The organism is Hyunsoonleella ulvae, from assembly GCF_016827605.1.
In the GTDB taxonomy this organism is placed as follows: Bacteria; Bacteroidota; Bacteroidia; order Flavobacteriales; family Flavobacteriaceae; genus Jejuia; species Jejuia ulvae.
Genome location: NZ_JAEPJQ010000005.1, coordinates 144,323 through 160,129, shown reverse-complemented (window position 1 = coordinate 160,129; position 15,807 = coordinate 144,323). Strand labels below are relative to the sequence as shown.

At 33.5% G+C, this 15,807-nt stretch carries 13 protein-coding genes; 7 read left to right on the top strand and 6 right to left on the bottom strand.

What is annotated here, in order from left to right:
- Nucleotides 1-120: 120 nt before the first annotated feature.
- Nucleotides 121-567: a hypothetical protein gene (locus JS605_RS13595; RefSeq protein ID WP_203258265.1), complete on the top strand. Its 447-nt coding sequence runs from the start codon at nt 121-123 to the stop codon at nt 565-567.
- 59 nt (nt 568-626) lie between these two features.
- Here JS605_RS13595 and JS605_RS13590 read toward each other — a convergent pair whose 3' ends face one another.
- Nucleotides 627-1,880 carry a tetratricopeptide repeat protein gene (locus JS605_RS13590; RefSeq protein ID WP_203258264.1) on the bottom strand — a complete coding sequence of 418 codons (1,254 nt, stop codon included), beginning with the start codon at nt 1,878-1,880 and terminating at the stop codon, nt 627-629.
- Between the two features lie 16 nt (nt 1,881-1,896).
- Nucleotides 1,897-4,434: a DNA gyrase subunit A gene (gyrA, locus tag JS605_RS13585; RefSeq protein WP_203258263.1), complete on the bottom strand. Its 2,538-nt coding sequence runs from the start codon at nt 4,432-4,434 to the stop codon at nt 1,897-1,899.
- Between the two features lie 261 nt (nt 4,435-4,695).
- Here gyrA and JS605_RS13580 point away from each other — a divergent pair, with 261 nt between their 5' ends.
- The 4 genes from JS605_RS13580 to JS605_RS13565 all read left to right on the top strand — a co-directional run bounded on the left by JS605_RS13580 (nt 4,696) and on the right by JS605_RS13565 (nt 9,580).
- Complete coding sequence (locus tag JS605_RS13580; protein ID WP_203258262.1) at nt 4,696-7,248, top strand: ATP-dependent Clp protease ATP-binding subunit; 2,553 nt, start codon at nt 4,696-4,698, stop codon at nt 7,246-7,248.
- A 118-nt stretch (nt 7,249-7,366) separates the two neighbouring features.
- The gene (locus JS605_RS13575) at nt 7,367-7,930 is read left to right on the top strand and encodes an RNA polymerase sigma factor (protein WP_203258261.1); all 564 of its coding nucleotides are present in this window, start codon (nt 7,367-7,369) and stop codon (nt 7,928-7,930) included.
- An 8-nt stretch (nt 7,931-7,938) separates the two neighbouring features.
- Nucleotides 7,939-8,508, top strand: coding sequence for a hypothetical protein (locus JS605_RS13570; RefSeq protein ID WP_203258260.1), 570 nt, complete (start codon nt 7,939-7,941; stop codon nt 8,506-8,508).
- The gene (locus JS605_RS13565; RefSeq protein ID WP_203258259.1) at nt 8,486-9,580 is read left to right on the top strand and encodes a hypothetical protein; all 1,095 of its coding nucleotides are present in this window, start codon (nt 8,486-8,488) and stop codon (nt 9,578-9,580) included. Before JS605_RS13570 ends, JS605_RS13565 begins: the two co-directional genes overlap by 23 nt.
- A gap of 111 nt (nt 9,581-9,691) precedes the next feature.
- On the opposite strand, the gene JS605_RS13560 is transcribed toward JS605_RS13565, so the two are convergent.
- From JS605_RS13560 to JS605_RS13550, 3 genes are all read right to left on the bottom strand, one after another.
- Complete coding sequence (locus tag JS605_RS13560) at nt 9,692-10,774, bottom strand: hypothetical protein (protein WP_203258258.1); 1,083 nt, start codon at nt 10,772-10,774, stop codon at nt 9,692-9,694.
- 82 nt (nt 10,775-10,856) lie between these two features.
- Nucleotides 10,857-12,158, bottom strand: a complete 1,302-nt coding sequence (locus tag JS605_RS13555; RefSeq protein WP_203258257.1) for an MFS transporter — start codon at nt 12,156-12,158, stop codon at nt 10,857-10,859.
- A gap of 66 nt (nt 12,159-12,224) precedes the next feature.
- Nucleotides 12,225-13,040, bottom strand: coding sequence for a M48 family metallopeptidase (locus JS605_RS13550; RefSeq protein WP_203258256.1), 816 nt, complete (start codon nt 13,038-13,040; stop codon nt 12,225-12,227).
- A 160-nt stretch (nt 13,041-13,200) separates the two neighbouring features.
- On the opposite strand from JS605_RS13550, the gene msrB reads away from it, so the two are divergent.
- Together msrB and JS605_RS13540 are read left to right on the top strand one after the other, a co-directional pair.
- Nucleotides 13,201-13,689: a peptide-methionine (R)-S-oxide reductase MsrB gene (gene msrB / locus JS605_RS13545; RefSeq protein WP_203258255.1), complete on the top strand. Its 489-nt coding sequence runs from the start codon at nt 13,201-13,203 to the stop codon at nt 13,687-13,689.
- Between the two features lie 74 nt (nt 13,690-13,763).
- A complete protein-coding gene (locus JS605_RS13540) occupies nt 13,764-14,315 on the top strand; it encodes a DUF1572 family protein (protein WP_203258254.1) in 552 nt (183 codons plus the stop codon).
- A gap of 162 nt (nt 14,316-14,477) precedes the next feature.
- Here the strand turns inward: JS605_RS13540 and JS605_RS13535 are convergent, their stop codons facing one another.
- Nucleotides 14,478-15,761: an NAD(P)/FAD-dependent oxidoreductase gene (locus JS605_RS13535; RefSeq protein WP_203258253.1), complete on the bottom strand. Its 1,284-nt coding sequence runs from the start codon at nt 15,759-15,761 to the stop codon at nt 14,478-14,480.
- Nucleotides 15,762-15,807: the final 46 nt, after the last annotated feature.

The window sequence follows — 15,807 nt, the reverse complement described above, 5'->3', positions numbered from 1 at the left end:
TCTGGTTATTATATTCATAAATTTTCTATTAGTGGAGATTTAATATTTAAAACTCAACATAGCGTTAACGATAAGAGTGGGCTTAACGAGAAGATTTTCGGTAAAGAAATAAATACAAGAATGGCTGTAGAAAATGATAGTATTACTTTGCGAATTTTCAAGACCCCTTCTTATCAAAATATAGCTGGACATACTTATATTAACAAGTCAAATCTATTTTCACATAGAATTTATTTAAATTCCAAAACTGGCGCGAAGTTGGAAAGGCAAAGAAATAAAAGTAAAACAAGTTTAAATTTCAAAATACCAGTTCTTGGCTATACTCCTAACGACTATAAAAAATTTCTTAAAGGTTCTTACACAGAAAGATCTTTTAGAAAAATGCGTTTCAACGCAGCTATTCCTATGATAATAAAGGAAAATAATGAAGTTAAAAAATATTTGAGATCACTTACTCCTAGAGGTGTTATCAATGTGAGAGGAATTGATGCAAAAGAAGGAGTATGGCTTATAGAAAGTGATAATAAAAAGTATTACAAAATATTGTTTTTCAAAAAGGATACTTAAATTAACAAAAAACCAGAGCAAAATGCTCTGGTTTTTTGTTTAGAATAAAGAGGAAATTTTTATTGACCGCTTTCTATTTCTTCCACTTTAGCCTTCATAGCTTTGAACTCATCTGTCTTACCAAGAACACTATAAAGGTTCATTAAAGTTTTCGCTGCGTCCAAACTATTAGGTTTTAGTTCTAATGCTTTTATTAAGAATGGGATTGCTTGTCTATATATGTCATGATTCTTATCTCGTAACTCATCATAGCGTCTGTTGTCGGCAGCAGAAGTTCCGAGTCCATTCATTTCTTCTACTATAGCTTTACCTTGATTTAATATAACTGCAGAACTATTTATGTAAGCATTCAAGTAGTTTGGATCTAACTCTATGGCTTTTTTATAATATTGTAAAGCTTCTTCTGGTTGATTCGCATCAGCAGATATTACACCCAAATTATATTGTAATTCAGCATTTTCTGGATCTAATTTTGTGGCTGTTTCCATTAACTCTTTAAACTTTTCAGTGTTACCCATTTTATAATAAATGTTAGCTTCCGAAATAATTAAATTAATGTCATCAGGAGCCTCAGCCTTGGCATCTTTAATGGCCTGTATAGCTTTTTCATTATCTCCTTTTGATATGTAAATCAATGCAACATTTTTCACAATCTCACCTCGTTTTGATGAAGTTACTTCATCAGTAGGGTCTTTGTACAACTTTGCCTTAACTTGGAAGTCTCTCTGTGTTTTATCCTCAAAACGATCTTTCTGTCCTGTTTCAACATTTACAGCAAAATACTGAGTTTCAATACCAGTGTATTTTAAATCTTTCAACTCTTGATAAATGCCTAATGCTCTATCATAATCTGGCACGTTTACTGCTGTGGCAGCTGCATAATACAGATATATTGTATCTTGCTTTCTTAAGTTGTACAGTTTTTCAAAATATACTGAAGCAACATCAAACTTCTTTTCTTCATAAGCTTTATTTCCTTTTTCTAAGAACTTATTAACTACGTCATTATTTATTTTAGTTACTTCTTCTTTATAAGCTCCTTTAGCTTTATTTAAGAAACCTAATGCTGTATCAATCTCTTCGTTAGACCCTGCACCATTAGCATATAAAGCTAACCCCTTCAAGTAGTTATATTTAGCTAATAATTTATCATCTAAAGAACTTAACATAGGTTCTACAATCTTTAAAGCCTCCTTAGCTTCCGCAAAATTATTGGCTTTAACGGCTTTCTCAACAGCTTTCAACTCTTTTTTCTGAGCAAAAGAAAATGCACTTATAGAAATTGCTAATGCTATAATTAGTTGTTTTTTCATTTTAATTTAATTTGTGTTATTCATTATTGTTGTTATCTGTATCATTATTATCAACAGTTGTGCCATCATTTGATACATCAGTGTTTTCGGTAGTTTCAACATCATCTACATCATCTTCGTCATGTCTAACTTTAGCAACAGCTGCGATAGAATCTTGACCTTTTAAGTTTATTAATTTAACCCCCTGAGTAGCACGTCCCATAACGCGTAAATCCTCAACAGCCATTCTAATGGCAATACCAGATTTATTAATAATCATTAAATCATCACTATCAGTTACGTTTTTGATAGATACCAGGTTTCCTGTCTTGTCTGTAATAGAAATGGTTTTTACACCTTTACCGCCTCTATTGGTAATACGATAATCATCTAAACTAGAACGTTTTCCGTAACCATTTTCAGAAACTACTAATATGTTACTTTCCATGTCATCAACGGCTATCATTCCTATGACTTCATCCTTATCATGAGCTAATGTTATACCTCTTACACCTGAGGCATTTCTACCCATGGGTCTGGTCTTTGCTTCTTCAAAACGAATAGCTTTTCCTGACTTAAGTGCTAACATCACTTGACTCTCACCAGTAGTTAACTTGGCTTCTAATAACTCATCACCATCCTTAATTGTTATCGCATTGATACCATTTGTTCTTGGTCGAGAATATTGTTCTAACGATGTTTTCTTTACTTGTCCTTTTTTGGTAGCCATAATGACATATTGGCTGTTTATATAGTCCTCATCCTTTAAATCTTGAGTACAAATAAATGCCATTACTTTATCATCTTGCTCAATGTTAATTAGATTTTGAATAGCTCTACCCTTTGAGGTTTTTGCGCCTTCAGGAATTTCATAAACACGCATCCAAAAACATTTTCCTTTTTGTGTAAAGAATAGCATGTACTGATGATTAGTTCCAACAAACAAGTGTTCCAGGAAGTCTTCATTTCTGGTAGTAGATGCTTTTTGTCCAACTCCTCCTCTATTTTGAGTTTTGTACTCGGTTAGTGAGGTACGTTTAATATAACCTGCATGAGATATAGTGATAACCACTTTCTCATTCGGAATCATATCTTCAATGCTTAAATCTCCTCCAGCATACTCTATTACAGAACGTCTTTCATCACCATATTTGTCTCGAATAACTTCCAATTCTTCCTTAATGATATTCATTCTACGATCTTTTTTATCTAGAATATCTTTTAAATCGGCAATGGTTTTAATAATCTCATCATACTCTGAACGCAATTTGTCTTGCTCCAGACCTGTTAATTGGCGTAAACGCATTTCAACAATTGCACGGGCCTGTATTTCTGTAAGTTCGAAACGTTTTATTAAGTTTTCACGTGCTTCATCTGCATTAGAAGATGCTCTTATAATTTGAATAACCTCATCAATATTATCAGAGGCTATAATTAAACCTTCTAAAATATGCGCTCTCTCTTCTGCTTTTCGTAATTCATATTGTGTTCTCCTAACAACAACTTCGTGCCTGTGTTCAACAAAATAATGAATTAAATCTTTTAGATTTAAAAGTTGCGGTCTTCCATTAACTAAAGCAATGTTATTTACACTAAATGAGGACTGTAGCGCTGTATACTTGTATAATTTGTTTAATACAATATTTGGAATTGCATCGCGCTTTAAAACGTACACAATACGCATACCTTTTCTATCAGATTCATCACGAATTGTAGAAATTCCTTCTAGCTTTTTCTCGTTAACTAAATCGGCAGTCTTCTTAATCATATCTGCCTTATTCACTTGATAAGGAATTTCATCTACGATAATACACTCACGTCCATTAACCTCCTCAATATTCGCCTTACCACGCAACACAATTCTACCGCGTCCTGTTTGAAATGCATCTCTTACGCCATCGTATCCATATATAGTACCTCCTGTTGGGAAATCTGGTGCTTTTATGAATGACATAAGTTCATCAATCTCAATGTCATTATTATCAATGTAAGCGATAGTGCCATTTACAACTTCTGTCAGGTTGTGAGGTGGCATGTTAGTAGCCATACCCACTGCAATTCCTGAAGCTCCATTTACCAATAAACCTGGTATTCTGGTAGGTAAAACTGTTGGCTCTTGTAACGTATCATCAAAATTTAATTTGTGGTCAACAGTTTCTTTATCTATATCGGCAAGCATTTCCTCAGAAATCTTTTGCATCCTAGCTTCAGTATAACGCATTGCCGCAGGACTATCACCGTCTACAGAACCAAAATTCCCTTGGCCATCAATTAACATGTAACGTAAACTCCATTCTTGTGCCATACGCACCATGGTATCATAAACCGAAGTATCACCATGTGGGTGATATTTACCTAAAACCTCTCCAACAATTCTTGCTGATTTTTTATGTGCTGAACTTGCTCTAACACCCAATTCGTGCATACCGTAAAGTACACGTCTATGAACAGGCTTTAAACCATCTCTTACATCTGGTAGCGCACGTGACACAATGACCGACATTGAGTAATCAATGTACGCAGATTTCATCTCATCTTCAATGTTAATAGGTATCAGTTTTTCTCCTTCTGCCATATATATTTAATTTAGTTTTTACGATTTTTTCAAAACATGCTAATATACTAATTTCATTAGTGTAAATGCGTGATTTTTGTTTCCCTTTTAGGACTTTTTATTAACAATTTCACTACCGTTTTTCGTTAATAACTATAAGTAGATGAGCTTTGATTTTTTGATTAATTTTTCGTCAATTAGCACGACTAATACATTTTAAGGTACGGTTTTTGTCCTTAGTTAAAATGTTTTAGTATTTTTAATGCAGAAAGGAACTTAGTTATGGATGATAATTTTTCCCCTAGAGTAAAGGATGTGATCGCTTACAGTAAAGAAGAAGCGTTACGTTTAGGACATGATTTTATTGGCACCGAACATTTAATGTTGGGCCTACTTAGAGACGGTAATGGAAAAGCAATAGATATATTAAATGCATTAGATGTAGACTTAAATCACTTAAGACGAAAAGTGGAAATTTTAAGTCCCGCTAATCCAAATATCAGTATTGCTTCAAATCAAAAGAAAAATCTGCACCTAACGCGTCAGGCAGAGCGTGCCTTGAAGACGACTTTTTTAGAAGCGAAATTGTTTCAAAGTACCTCTATAAATACAGCACATTTATTGTTGTGTATTTTAAGAAATGAAAATGACCCCACAACCAAACTACTAAACAAGTTGAAAGTAGACTACGATAATGTTAAAGAACAATTTAAGCAAATGATTACAAACGAAAATGACGATTATATAGAACCTAAAGCAGAATCCTTTCAAGACGATGATGCCAATTTAGGAGATGAATCTCAAAAAGACAATATTTTTAATTCTCCATCAGGGAAGTCCAACAAAAAGTCTAAAACCCCTGTTCTGGATAATTTTGGACGTGATTTAACGGCGTTAGCTGAAGAAGGTAAGTTAGACCCTGTTGTGGGGAGAGAAGCTGAAATACAGCGTGTTTCACAGATTTTGAGTAGAAGAAAGAAAAATAACCCACTTTTAATAGGGGAACCAGGTGTTGGTAAATCTGCCATTGCCGAAGGTCTAGCTTTAAGAATTGTAAAACGAAAAGTGTCAAGAATATTATTTAACAAAAGAGTGGTTACTCTAGATTTAGCGAGTTTAGTAGCAGGCACAAAATATCGCGGACAATTTGAAGAGCGTATGAAAGCCGTAATGAACGAGCTTGAAAAGAATGATGATGTTATTCTTTTTATTGACGAAATTCATACCATAGTTGGTGCTGGAGGTGCTACCGGAAGCTTGGATGCTTCCAATATGTTTAAACCAGCATTGGCGCGCGGCGAAATTCAATGTATAGGTGCTACTACACTTGATGAATACAGGCAATATATAGAGAAAGACGGTGCTTTAGAGCGTCGCTTCCAAAAGGTAATTGTACAACCAACTACTGTTGAAGAGACTATTGAAATCCTTAATAATATTAAAGGAAAATATGAAGAGCATCACAATGTAGATTTTACACCAGAAGCTGTAGAAGCTTGTGTAAAGCTAACAAATAGATACATGACGGATAGATTTCTTCCAGACAAGGCCATTGATGCTTTAGATGAAGCAGGCTCTCGTGTACACATTACTAATATAGATGTTCCTCAACAAATTCTAGAACTAGAAAAACAACTAGAACAAGTTAGGGAAACCAAAAATTCTGTAGTGAAAAAGCAGAAATATGAGGAAGCCGCTAAATTGAGGGATGATGAAAAACGTCTTGAAAAAGATCTAGCAATTGCACAAGAAAAATGGGAAGAGGAAACCAAGCAGCATCGTGAGATCGTTACAGAGGAAAATGTAGCAGATGTAGTATCGATGATGACTGGAATTCCAGTGAATAGAATTGCACAAACTGAGATTAATAAGTTGGCAGAATTACCAAACCTTATTAAAGGTAAAGTAATTGGGCAAGATCAGGCGGTAGCGAAAGTGGTTAAAGCCATTCAACGTAATCGCGCAGGATTAAAAGATCCTAACAAGCCTATAGGTTCTTTTATTTTCTTAGGACAAACTGGTGTTGGTAAAACCCAATTAGCCAAAGTATTATCTCGTGAACTGTTTGATAGTGAAGATTCTTTAATTAGAATAGACATGAGTGAGTACATGGAAAAGTTTGCAATTTCCCGTTTAGTTGGAGCACCTCCTGGATACGTTGGTTACGAGGAAGGTGGGCAATTAACCGAAAAAGTAAGACGTAAGCCCTACTCTGTTATCCTACTAGATGAAATTGAAAAGGCACATCCAGATGTATTTAATATGCTATTACAAGTGCTTGACGATGGGCATTTAACTGATAGCTTAGGCCGAAAAATAGATTTTAGAAATACTATTATCATCATGACCTCTAATATTGGAGCCAGAAAACTCCAAGATTTTGGTTCAGGTATAGGTTTTGGTACTTCTGCCCAAAAAGCCCAAGAAGATGCTAATGCCCAAAAAGTTATTGAAAACGCACTTAAAAAGTCGTTCGCACCAGAATTCTTAAATAGAATTGATGATGTTGTGGTATTCAATCCTCTTGAAAAAGAAGATATCAATCAAATCATCGATATTGAGTTAGATAAATTATTATCTAGAATTAAAGGTTTAGGTTATAATTTAAAGTTAACCAATACCGCAAAAGATTATATTGCCGACAAAGGTTTTGATAAGCAATATGGTGCAAGGCCTCTAAAAAGAGCTATTCAAAAATATATTGAAGATGCACTTGCTGAGGAAATCGTTGCATCCAATCTTCAAGAAGGTGATAAAATCATCATTGATTTAGACAAGAAAACCGATGAGTTAAAAATAGATATCGAAAAGGCTGAAAAGCCCACGGAGTCTTAAATAAACTTTTTTATAAATATTAAGCCTACATCTAATTTCAAGATTGTAGGCTTTTTTTTTGATTAAAACTGTAACAAGTTAAAAAAGTAATTCTCCTTAATAGTAAACCAATCGTTTTTTGACGACCAACCACCAAAATATTGAAAGTTTAATTGAACAGTGTATGTCTGGCAATCAATCTGCACAATTAGAAATATATAATAGGTACTATAAAGCAATGTATAACACGTCTTTAAGAATAGTAAAAAATAGTTTTGAAGCAGAAGACATCATGCAAGACTCGTTTTTAATGGCTTTTACAAAACTTAATACCCTAAAAGACAAAACTGTATTTGGCTCTTGGTTAAAACGAATAGTTGTTAATAACAGCATACATCATTATAAGAAACAATCAAAAAAACAAGAAACATCATTAAATGACACTTTATTTAAAGTTGAAGATCAAAATATCAATGATAATACAAATCATGCTGAGATCTCTTTAAAAGTTAAGCAAGTATTAGATGGATTAAGTAGTTTAAAAGATAATTATAGAGTTGCGCTTACACTAAATCTAATAGAAGGATTTGATTATGATGAAGTAAGCGACATAATGAACATAAGTAACGCAAACTGTAGAACTATGATTTCAAGAGCAAAAAATAGTTTGCGTCAAAAATTAGAACACTTAAGAATTAATTAGCTTAAAACATGAAAAAAGATTACTTAGATAGCTTTTTTGAAACAGCTAAAAAAGATTTTGATATTGAAGAACCCAGTGCTAATCACAAGCAACGGTTTCTTGAAAAATTAAATGATAAAGGCGAGCTGTACCTTACTAGTGAAAATAGACAAAGGCGTCGTTTATGGAAACCATTACTAGGCGTGGCCGCCTCTATCCTACTAATTATAACACTAGGTCTTAGCCTTACTTCTCAAGATAATGAATTAAGGGATCTAGCAAGTGTATCACCAGAAATGGCAAAAACAGAAAATTTTTTCACTGTTACCATTTCAGAAGAGCTTTACAAACTTGAAAACGCATCTAGTCCTGAAACACAAAAATTAATTCAAGATGCAATAAAGCGATTAGCTAATCTTGAAAAGGCCTACGAAAATCTAAAAAAAGATTTAAATGAAAGTGGAGATGATAAACGCGTAATATTTGCGATGATTACAAACTTTCAAACAAGAATTGAAATATTAAAACATACACTTCAAGAAATAGATAATATAAAACAATCAAAAATCACATCATATGAAACGAACAGTACAATTTAAATCACTTATTACTTTTTTACTGATACCACTCTTTGTTTCTGCACTGAGTAATTCAAACGATAAAGGTAAATACAGTAAGGAAAAGAAAATTAACAAAGAGTATTCCGTATCATCCAATGCCAACTTAAGTATTAAAAACAGTTATGGTAATTTAGATATTATCACTTGGAATGAAAATAGAATTGTTTTTGAGATAACAATTACTACTTCTGGTAACAACCAAGAAAAAGTTGAAGAGCGTATAAATGATATAACTGTTGAGTTTGAAGGCAGTAGTAGTAATGTATCTGCTAGAACTAAGTTTGGTAAAGGAAAATCTGGCTCATGGTGGGGAAATAATAAAAAAAACAATGTAAATATTTCTGTAAATTATATTGTTAAAATGCCAATTACCAATAGTGTTGCTTTAAATAATAATTATGGCAACATAAACTTAGGAAAGTTAGAAGGACAAGCTAATATAAACTGTGATTATGGCAAAATAACCACAAAGGAACTCATGGCTGATGATAACATTTTAACTTTTGATTACTCCAGTGGGTGTTATTTTGAGTATATAAAATCTGGTAGTATAAATGCAGATTACAGTGGCTTTACAGTAGGAAAAACCAAAATGCTTAACATCAATAGTGATTATACCAAATCAAAAATAGAAATTGCTGAACAAGTAAATTACAATAGTGATTATGGCTCATTATACATAGAAAAGGCAAATATTATAAATGGTAATAGCGATTATGTAAATTTGAAATTTGGCAGTATTTACGATAAAGCCACTATAAAAGCCGGCTATGGTTCTATTAAGATTGAACAATTGCAGAGTAGCTTGAAAGCTTTAACCATAAAAACTAATTATACTGGCTCTAAAATTGGATTTCATCCAGACTTAAATTTTGATTTTGATTTGGATTTATCTTATGCGAATCTTAGTGGAGATAATGATTTTAATTTCACCTATAAATCTGTAGAATCTACACAAAAAAGATATTCAGGGTATTGTGGGAATAAAGGTTCGGGAGCGAAAATAATTATAAAATCTAATTATGGGGGGCTGAATTTTTATAAGAATTAAAGAGTGGAAAAAGGCCGAAAAGCCTACAGAGTCTTAAACAAACTTTTTTATAAATATTAAGCCTACATCTAATTTCAAGATTGTAGGCTTTTTATACAACCTTCTCTTTTTTTAGTTTCCTACTTTAATTGGAATAATTTCTCCTGTATAATTAGATTTATAGCAAGGTAAATCTTCACTACTAATGCGAGAATCAAATAAGTCAATAACAGAATCAAAACAAAAGTTATAGATACCATCTTCTTCAATACTAATGCTTACTACTCCATTAAAAATTATATTTCTTTTATCACATAAAAGAAAACCATCATTACAACCTTGATCTCCAAAATAACCTCCGCCAAAATATGATCCATTGGAAGGTATAAATTCAAATAAACCAGGTATTATCTTTTGAGAATTTTGTGTTCCTTTATAATTAATTTCTAATTCTAATAAGTATGTCTGCTCATTAATAGAGACAATTTTGTTTTCATTGTCTAATGAGATTATTCCATCAGTAATATAGAATATCTTACTGTAATGATCATTTACCCCATCGCTGTCAACATCTGTAAAATAGGTTTCAACATCCATGTAAATCTTATCTATAGTTAGGCTTTCATAAATACTATAATTACAAGAGGTAATTGGTAACCCAAAAATGTCAAACATTTGTAAATTATTGCAGGTATTAGAGCCAGTAGAGTTATCATTTTCACAATCTCCTAGACTATTTATTATTGATGATAATTCATCATTATTAGTTCCACATAAATTGATTTGTTCTTGTAGGGCACTTTTATAAGAATTGCAGAGGGTAACGTAATTTTCATTATCAGCATTATCAAATGCTTCTTTAGCTTGAGTTACTTCAGATTTAGCAATATCACAATCACTTAATTGCTCTCCACAGCTTAAACTATTAACTATAATTTGTATTATACCCCCTTCATCTCCACATAGTTCTATCTGGTTTTCTAGTGCAGTTTTATAAACGTTACATAAATTTTGATAATTTTCACTTGAAGAAGATACTTCGGCAAAAGCTTGTGCTGCACTAGCAGTATTTAGTATAGCTTCTTCACAAGAAGCAGGTTTGTCACTATTTGTTTGCCCATTTACCTCCCCTTCAAAAGGCTCTATGTTACAAGAGATAATAACCAAAGTTGCACATAAGGAAAGTAAAAGAAAAACGTGTTTGGTAAGTTGCATTGCTAATAAAATTTGATTAATCAAAAGTAATAATAAGACAATACTTACCTATGATTTTTCTCATAAAAAAAAGGATTTTAGACTAAGTGTTTATTTTCTCCTTTGTATTTACTCTAAACAATAGAACTATACCAATTAAAAAGAAAACAAACAGAAACAAAATAGCAGAACGCATGGTATAAACTTGGTCTACAACTGCGAAAATTGACATTCCTATTACTATTCCTATTTTTTCGGCTACATCATAAAAGCTGAAGTATGATGTGGTATCCTCTGTTTCTGGCAAAAATTTTGAATATGTGGATCTGCCCAAAGATTGCACACCACCCATTACAAAACCAACTATAGTAGCTGCCACATAAAACTGTATTGGGGTTTTCATAAAATAGGCATAAAAACATAGCCCCATCCATATAAAATTGATGATGATTAAAGCTTTAATGTTTCCATAGCGTTCAGACATTTTAGAAGTAAGAAATGCACCCAAAACGGCTACGAGCTGTATGACCAAAATACTTATAATTAAACCAAAGGTTTTTTGCTCATCGTTTTCCCATAAAATTTCTTTCTCACCAAAATATACCGCCATTAGCATTATGGTTTGTACTGCCATACTAAACACAAAAAAGGCATTTAAATATCGTTTTAACCTCAAATTACCTTTAAGTTCAACCCAAACTGACTTTAATTCTTTAAAACCATTAAATATGACATCTCTAGTGACTTTATGTCCTTTAGAACTCCCTTTAGGTAGATGATAAAAACTGTATTGACTGAATAAAATCCACCATAAACCAACGGTTATAAATGAATATCTCATCATCTCTCTTTTAGCTTCCCCTGTATCTTGAGACATTACCATAGCCAAATTTATAATTAGCAATATTACGCTACCAAAATAACCCCAGGCAAATCCTTTGGCACTTATACTGTCTTGTTGTTCTGGGTAAGCAATATCTGGCAAATAAGAGTTGTAAAACACCAAACTCCCCCAATAACCTAATAATCCCATGAAATAAAACAAAATACTAGTATGTATGTAGTCTAAATCAAAAAAGTACAAACCAATACATCCCAAACCGCCCATATAGCAAAAGAATTTCATAAAGTTCTTTTTATTTCCTACATAATCAGCAATGCCAGATAGCAATGGAGAAAGGAAAGAAACCACCAAAAATGTAAAGGCAGTAACAATAGAGATTAAAACCGTTTGTTTCATTTCAAAGCCAAAAGCTGTCACTAGCTCTTCTTTTGAATCAAATAAACTAGAATAAAATAATGGAAATATAGATGAAGCAATAGTTAAGGTGTAAACCGAGTTTGCCCAATCGTAAAATGCCCAGGCATTTAGTAGCTTTTTACTTCCTTTTTTAAGTTCGCTCATAAAAAAAGTCACGTTTGTGTTGCGTGACTTCTAAAATAAACAAATAATTTGTTCTATATATTAATATTATCTAAATGTTGTAACACCATATTTTTTCGCCTCAGCTTTTGCTACCGGTGCCCATTTAGTAAGATTAGCGATACGTGTATCGTTAGATGGATGTGTACTCATAAATTCTGGTGGTGCTTGTCCTCCACTTTTAGCTTTCATACGCTTCCATAATTCCGCAGCTTCGTCTGGATTATAACCTGCAATAGCCATTAGATGTATTCCTATTTGATCTGATTCTGTTTCGTGACTTCTACTAAAAGGCAGCATTACTCCCACTTGAGAACCAATACCATAGGCTTGATTAAAAATTGCCCTAGTTTGGTCGTCTTTTATAGCTACATTCCCTGCTACAGCTCCTAATTGTTGTAAAATGCCAGCACTCATACGTTGCTGACCATGATTTGCCAATGCATGCGCTACTTCATGCCCCATAATGGCTGCCACTCCAGCTTCATTTTTGGCGATAGGCAAAATACCAGTGTAAAAAACTATTTTGCCTCCTGGCATACACCAAGCATTCACAGTTGCGTCTTGCACTAAATTATATTCCCATTTATAATCTTTTAAGTAGCCCTCATGTCCGTTGGCATTTAAATAACGCTCAGCAGCTACGGCTATACGCTGGCCAACACGCTTAATCATTTCAGAATCCTTAGTACCAGTAACCACATTATTATCATTTAAAAATTGATTGTACTGCGCAAAAGAGGTGGGAAATAACTGGGAATTAGGCACTAAAGCCATAGTTTTTTTACCCGTAAATGGATTGGTTGCACATGCTATTACAAGCAATACCATTCCAAATCCTAGTATAATTTTATGTCGTTTCATAATACCGTTAAATTTTAGAGTTAAAAATACAAAATCAATGTATATTAATAAGACACTTTTTATTTTTATTGGTCACAATACATTTGTAAGTCGCCGTGAAAATTTAAAAGAAATGTTATGTTAAAGGAATGACACCGACAGATTATAGAAAATTAGAATTATGAAACATGTACTCTTGCTCTTGATTTTTTTGATGACATTTAGTTGTAATACTTTAGCACAAAAGAAGGGAGAGCCTACCAAAACAGAAAAGACATACAAAGTAACAAAGACGGATGCTGAATGGAAAGCACAACTTACTGATTTAGAATATTACGTATTAAGAGAAGCTGGTACCGAACGCTCGTTTACAAGCCCTTTAAATAAAAATTACGAAGAAGGCATATATGTATGTAAGGGATGTGACACACCACTTTTTAAAAGCATGCATAAATTTGATTCTGGTACTGGATGGCCAAGTTTTGATAGGGAGATTAAAGGTAACGTGGCCTACTCTACTGATTATAATTTGGGTTATGCCAGAACTGAAGAGCATTGTGCCACCTGTGGGGGACATTTAGGGCATGTGTTTAATGATGGCCCCAGAGATACTACAGGAAAGCGACATTGTATTAATGGCGTGTCACTAAAATTTGTTCCAAAAGAATAATTGACTTTTAAATCCCAATAGTCAATATTTAGGTTTTGGAATTTAGTATTTGTATATTGAGATTTTAAAGAGTTATGGAAAGCTACTTAACCAGTATTATTAAGCAATTTGAGTATTACAAATCCTTGGGTGATAAAACTTTTAAAGGTTTAACTTTTGAGGAGTTGCAAAAGGAGTTTGTTGAAGATTCTAACTCTATTTCTGTTATTGTGAAGCATATGGTTGGTAATATGTTGAGCAGATGGACTAATTTTTTGACTGAGGATGGCGAAAAAACATGGAGGCAAAGGGATGAGGAATTTATTGATACTTATAGAAGTAAAGCAGATTTGCTTACCAATTGGGATAAAGGTTGGACTTGCTTATTTGATGCTATTAAACCTTTGAAAAAAAGTGATTTAGAGCAACTTATCTACATAAGAAATCAAGGGCATACGGTTACTGAAGCTATTAATAGACAGTTGGCACATTATGCTTACCATGTTGGGCAAATAGTGTATCTAGGCAAATTAATTAAAGGTAAAAACTGGAATTCACTTTCAATTCCAAAAGGTAGTTCTGCAAAGTATAATTCTGATAAATTTAGTAAAACTAAGGGACGTAGACATTTTACTGATGATCTTTAAATCAAGAGAATTTGTTTACGCAAAGTATCTATATCCTTAATTTTAGGTTGTAGTTAGCAAGCATCTCCTGCGAGAGGGATTGAACGGCATGTTGGAGCTCCTCGCAGAGAGCGACTAGTGAAAGCCCGTTTGCCATTTTTCTGGCAACTCGCCCAAATACAATTACTCCTTATGTATGCTTTTAAAGGGACGAATAATTAACCGTGCCTCCCTATCAAACCTCACATAATTGTATACCCAGTTTACAAATACTACCATGCGGTTTCTAAAGCCTATTAAGAAAAATAGGTGTACAAACATCCAAACATACCACGCAAAAACGCCTTGGAATTTCCAGTTTTTTAAATCTACTACTGCCTTGTTTCTACCTATGGTGGCCATTGCACCTTTGTCTTTATACGTAAAGGGTTTTAAGGGTTTGTTTTCTATTAGTTTAAGTAGGTTGTCCCCCAACTGTTCGCCTTGTTGTATGGCTGGTTGTGCCATCATGGGTAAGCCGTAAGGATGTTCATCGGAAGTCATGCAAGCAATATCGCCAATGGCAAAAATGTGGTTGAACCCTTGTACTTGATTGTATTCGTTTACTGTAATACGGTTCCCTCTGGTAACGTAATCTTCTGCATCTAGCCCTTTAATTGTGGCGCCTTTTACACCAGCAGCCCAAACTACTGTAGCGGTTTCGAAGGTTAAATCTGTATCCGTACTCACTGTCTTACCATCATACCCTGTTACTCGCACATTTTTCCAAATATTAACGCCTAGTTTTTCTAAAAAATCTTCTGCTTTTTGTGATGCCTTGGCACTCATGCCCTTTAAGATACAATCTCCCGCTTGGATAATATGTATTTGTGCTAATCGAGTATCCAAATCTGGATAATCTTTTGGTAAAATACCTTTTTTAATTTCTGCCAAAGCACCAGCAAGCTCTACTCCTGTTGGCCCTCCCCCTACTATAACAAAATTCATCAGTGCATTGCGCTCATTTAAATCGGATGTTAAAAGCGCATCCTCAAAATTTTCAAGAATTAGGCTGCGTAAGTTTAAAGATTGGGGTATGGTTTTCATCGCCATACTGTGTTTTTCAATCTCAGAATTTCCAAAGAAATTGGTTTTAGAACCTGATGCTACTACTAAATAATCAAATTTTAAATCTCCAATATTGGTTTTTACCTTGTTGTCCTTAGTGTTAATTTCTTCAACAGCGGCTAATCTGAAAAAAAAGTTGGGAAAGTCCTTTAATATTTTTCTAATGGGATATGCAATAGAATCTGGTTCTAGACCACCTGTAGATACTTGGTACAATAGTGGTTGAAATGTGTGGTAATTGTGTTTGTCTAATAATACTACCTGAACTTCTTGTTTTGATAATTTTTTGGCTAAGGCAACGCCTGCAAAACCTCCGCCAATAATAACAACGCGAGGAAAACTAGTTCTGGGTATATTCATAATTATAAAAATTGCTGTACAAAGGTAGCAAAAGTTACAAATTTAG

Excerpts from the sequence above, each read along its gene's own strand:
- JS605_RS13595 (WP_203258265.1), top strand. The coding sequence starts at position 121 with ATGGCTGTAGAAAATGATAGTATTACTTTGCGAATTTTCAAGACCCCT.
- JS605_RS13590 (WP_203258264.1), bottom strand. The coding sequence starts at position 1,880 with ATGAAAAAACAACTAATTATAGCATTAGCAATTTCTATAAGTGCATTT.
- gyrA (WP_203258263.1), bottom strand. The coding sequence starts at position 4,434 with ATGGCAGAAGGAGAAAAACTGATACCTATTAACATTGAAGATGAGATG.
- JS605_RS13580 (WP_203258262.1), top strand. The coding sequence starts at position 4,696 with ATGGATGATAATTTTTCCCCTAGAGTAAAGGATGTGATCGCTTACAGT.
- JS605_RS13570 (WP_203258260.1), top strand. The coding sequence starts at position 7,939 with ATGAAAAAAGATTACTTAGATAGCTTTTTTGAAACAGCTAAAAAAGAT.
- JS605_RS13565 (WP_203258259.1), top strand. The coding sequence starts at position 8,486 with ATGAAACGAACAGTACAATTTAAATCACTTATTACTTTTTTACTGATA.
- JS605_RS13560 (WP_203258258.1), bottom strand. The coding sequence starts at position 10,774 with ATGCAACTTACCAAACACGTTTTTCTTTTACTTTCCTTATGTGCAACT.
- JS605_RS13555 (WP_203258257.1), bottom strand. The coding sequence starts at position 12,158 with ATGAGCGAACTTAAAAAAGGAAGTAAAAAGCTACTAAATGCCTGGGCA.
- JS605_RS13550 (WP_203258256.1), bottom strand. The coding sequence starts at position 13,040 with ATGAAACGACATAAAATTATACTAGGATTTGGAATGGTATTGCTTGTA.
- msrB (WP_203258255.1), top strand. The coding sequence starts at position 13,201 with ATGAAACATGTACTCTTGCTCTTGATTTTTTTGATGACATTTAGTTGT.
- JS605_RS13540 (WP_203258254.1), top strand. The coding sequence starts at position 13,764 with ATGGAAAGCTACTTAACCAGTATTATTAAGCAATTTGAGTATTACAAA.
- JS605_RS13535 (WP_203258253.1), bottom strand. The coding sequence starts at position 15,761 with ATGAATATACCCAGAACTAGTTTTCCTCGCGTTGTTATTATTGGCGGA.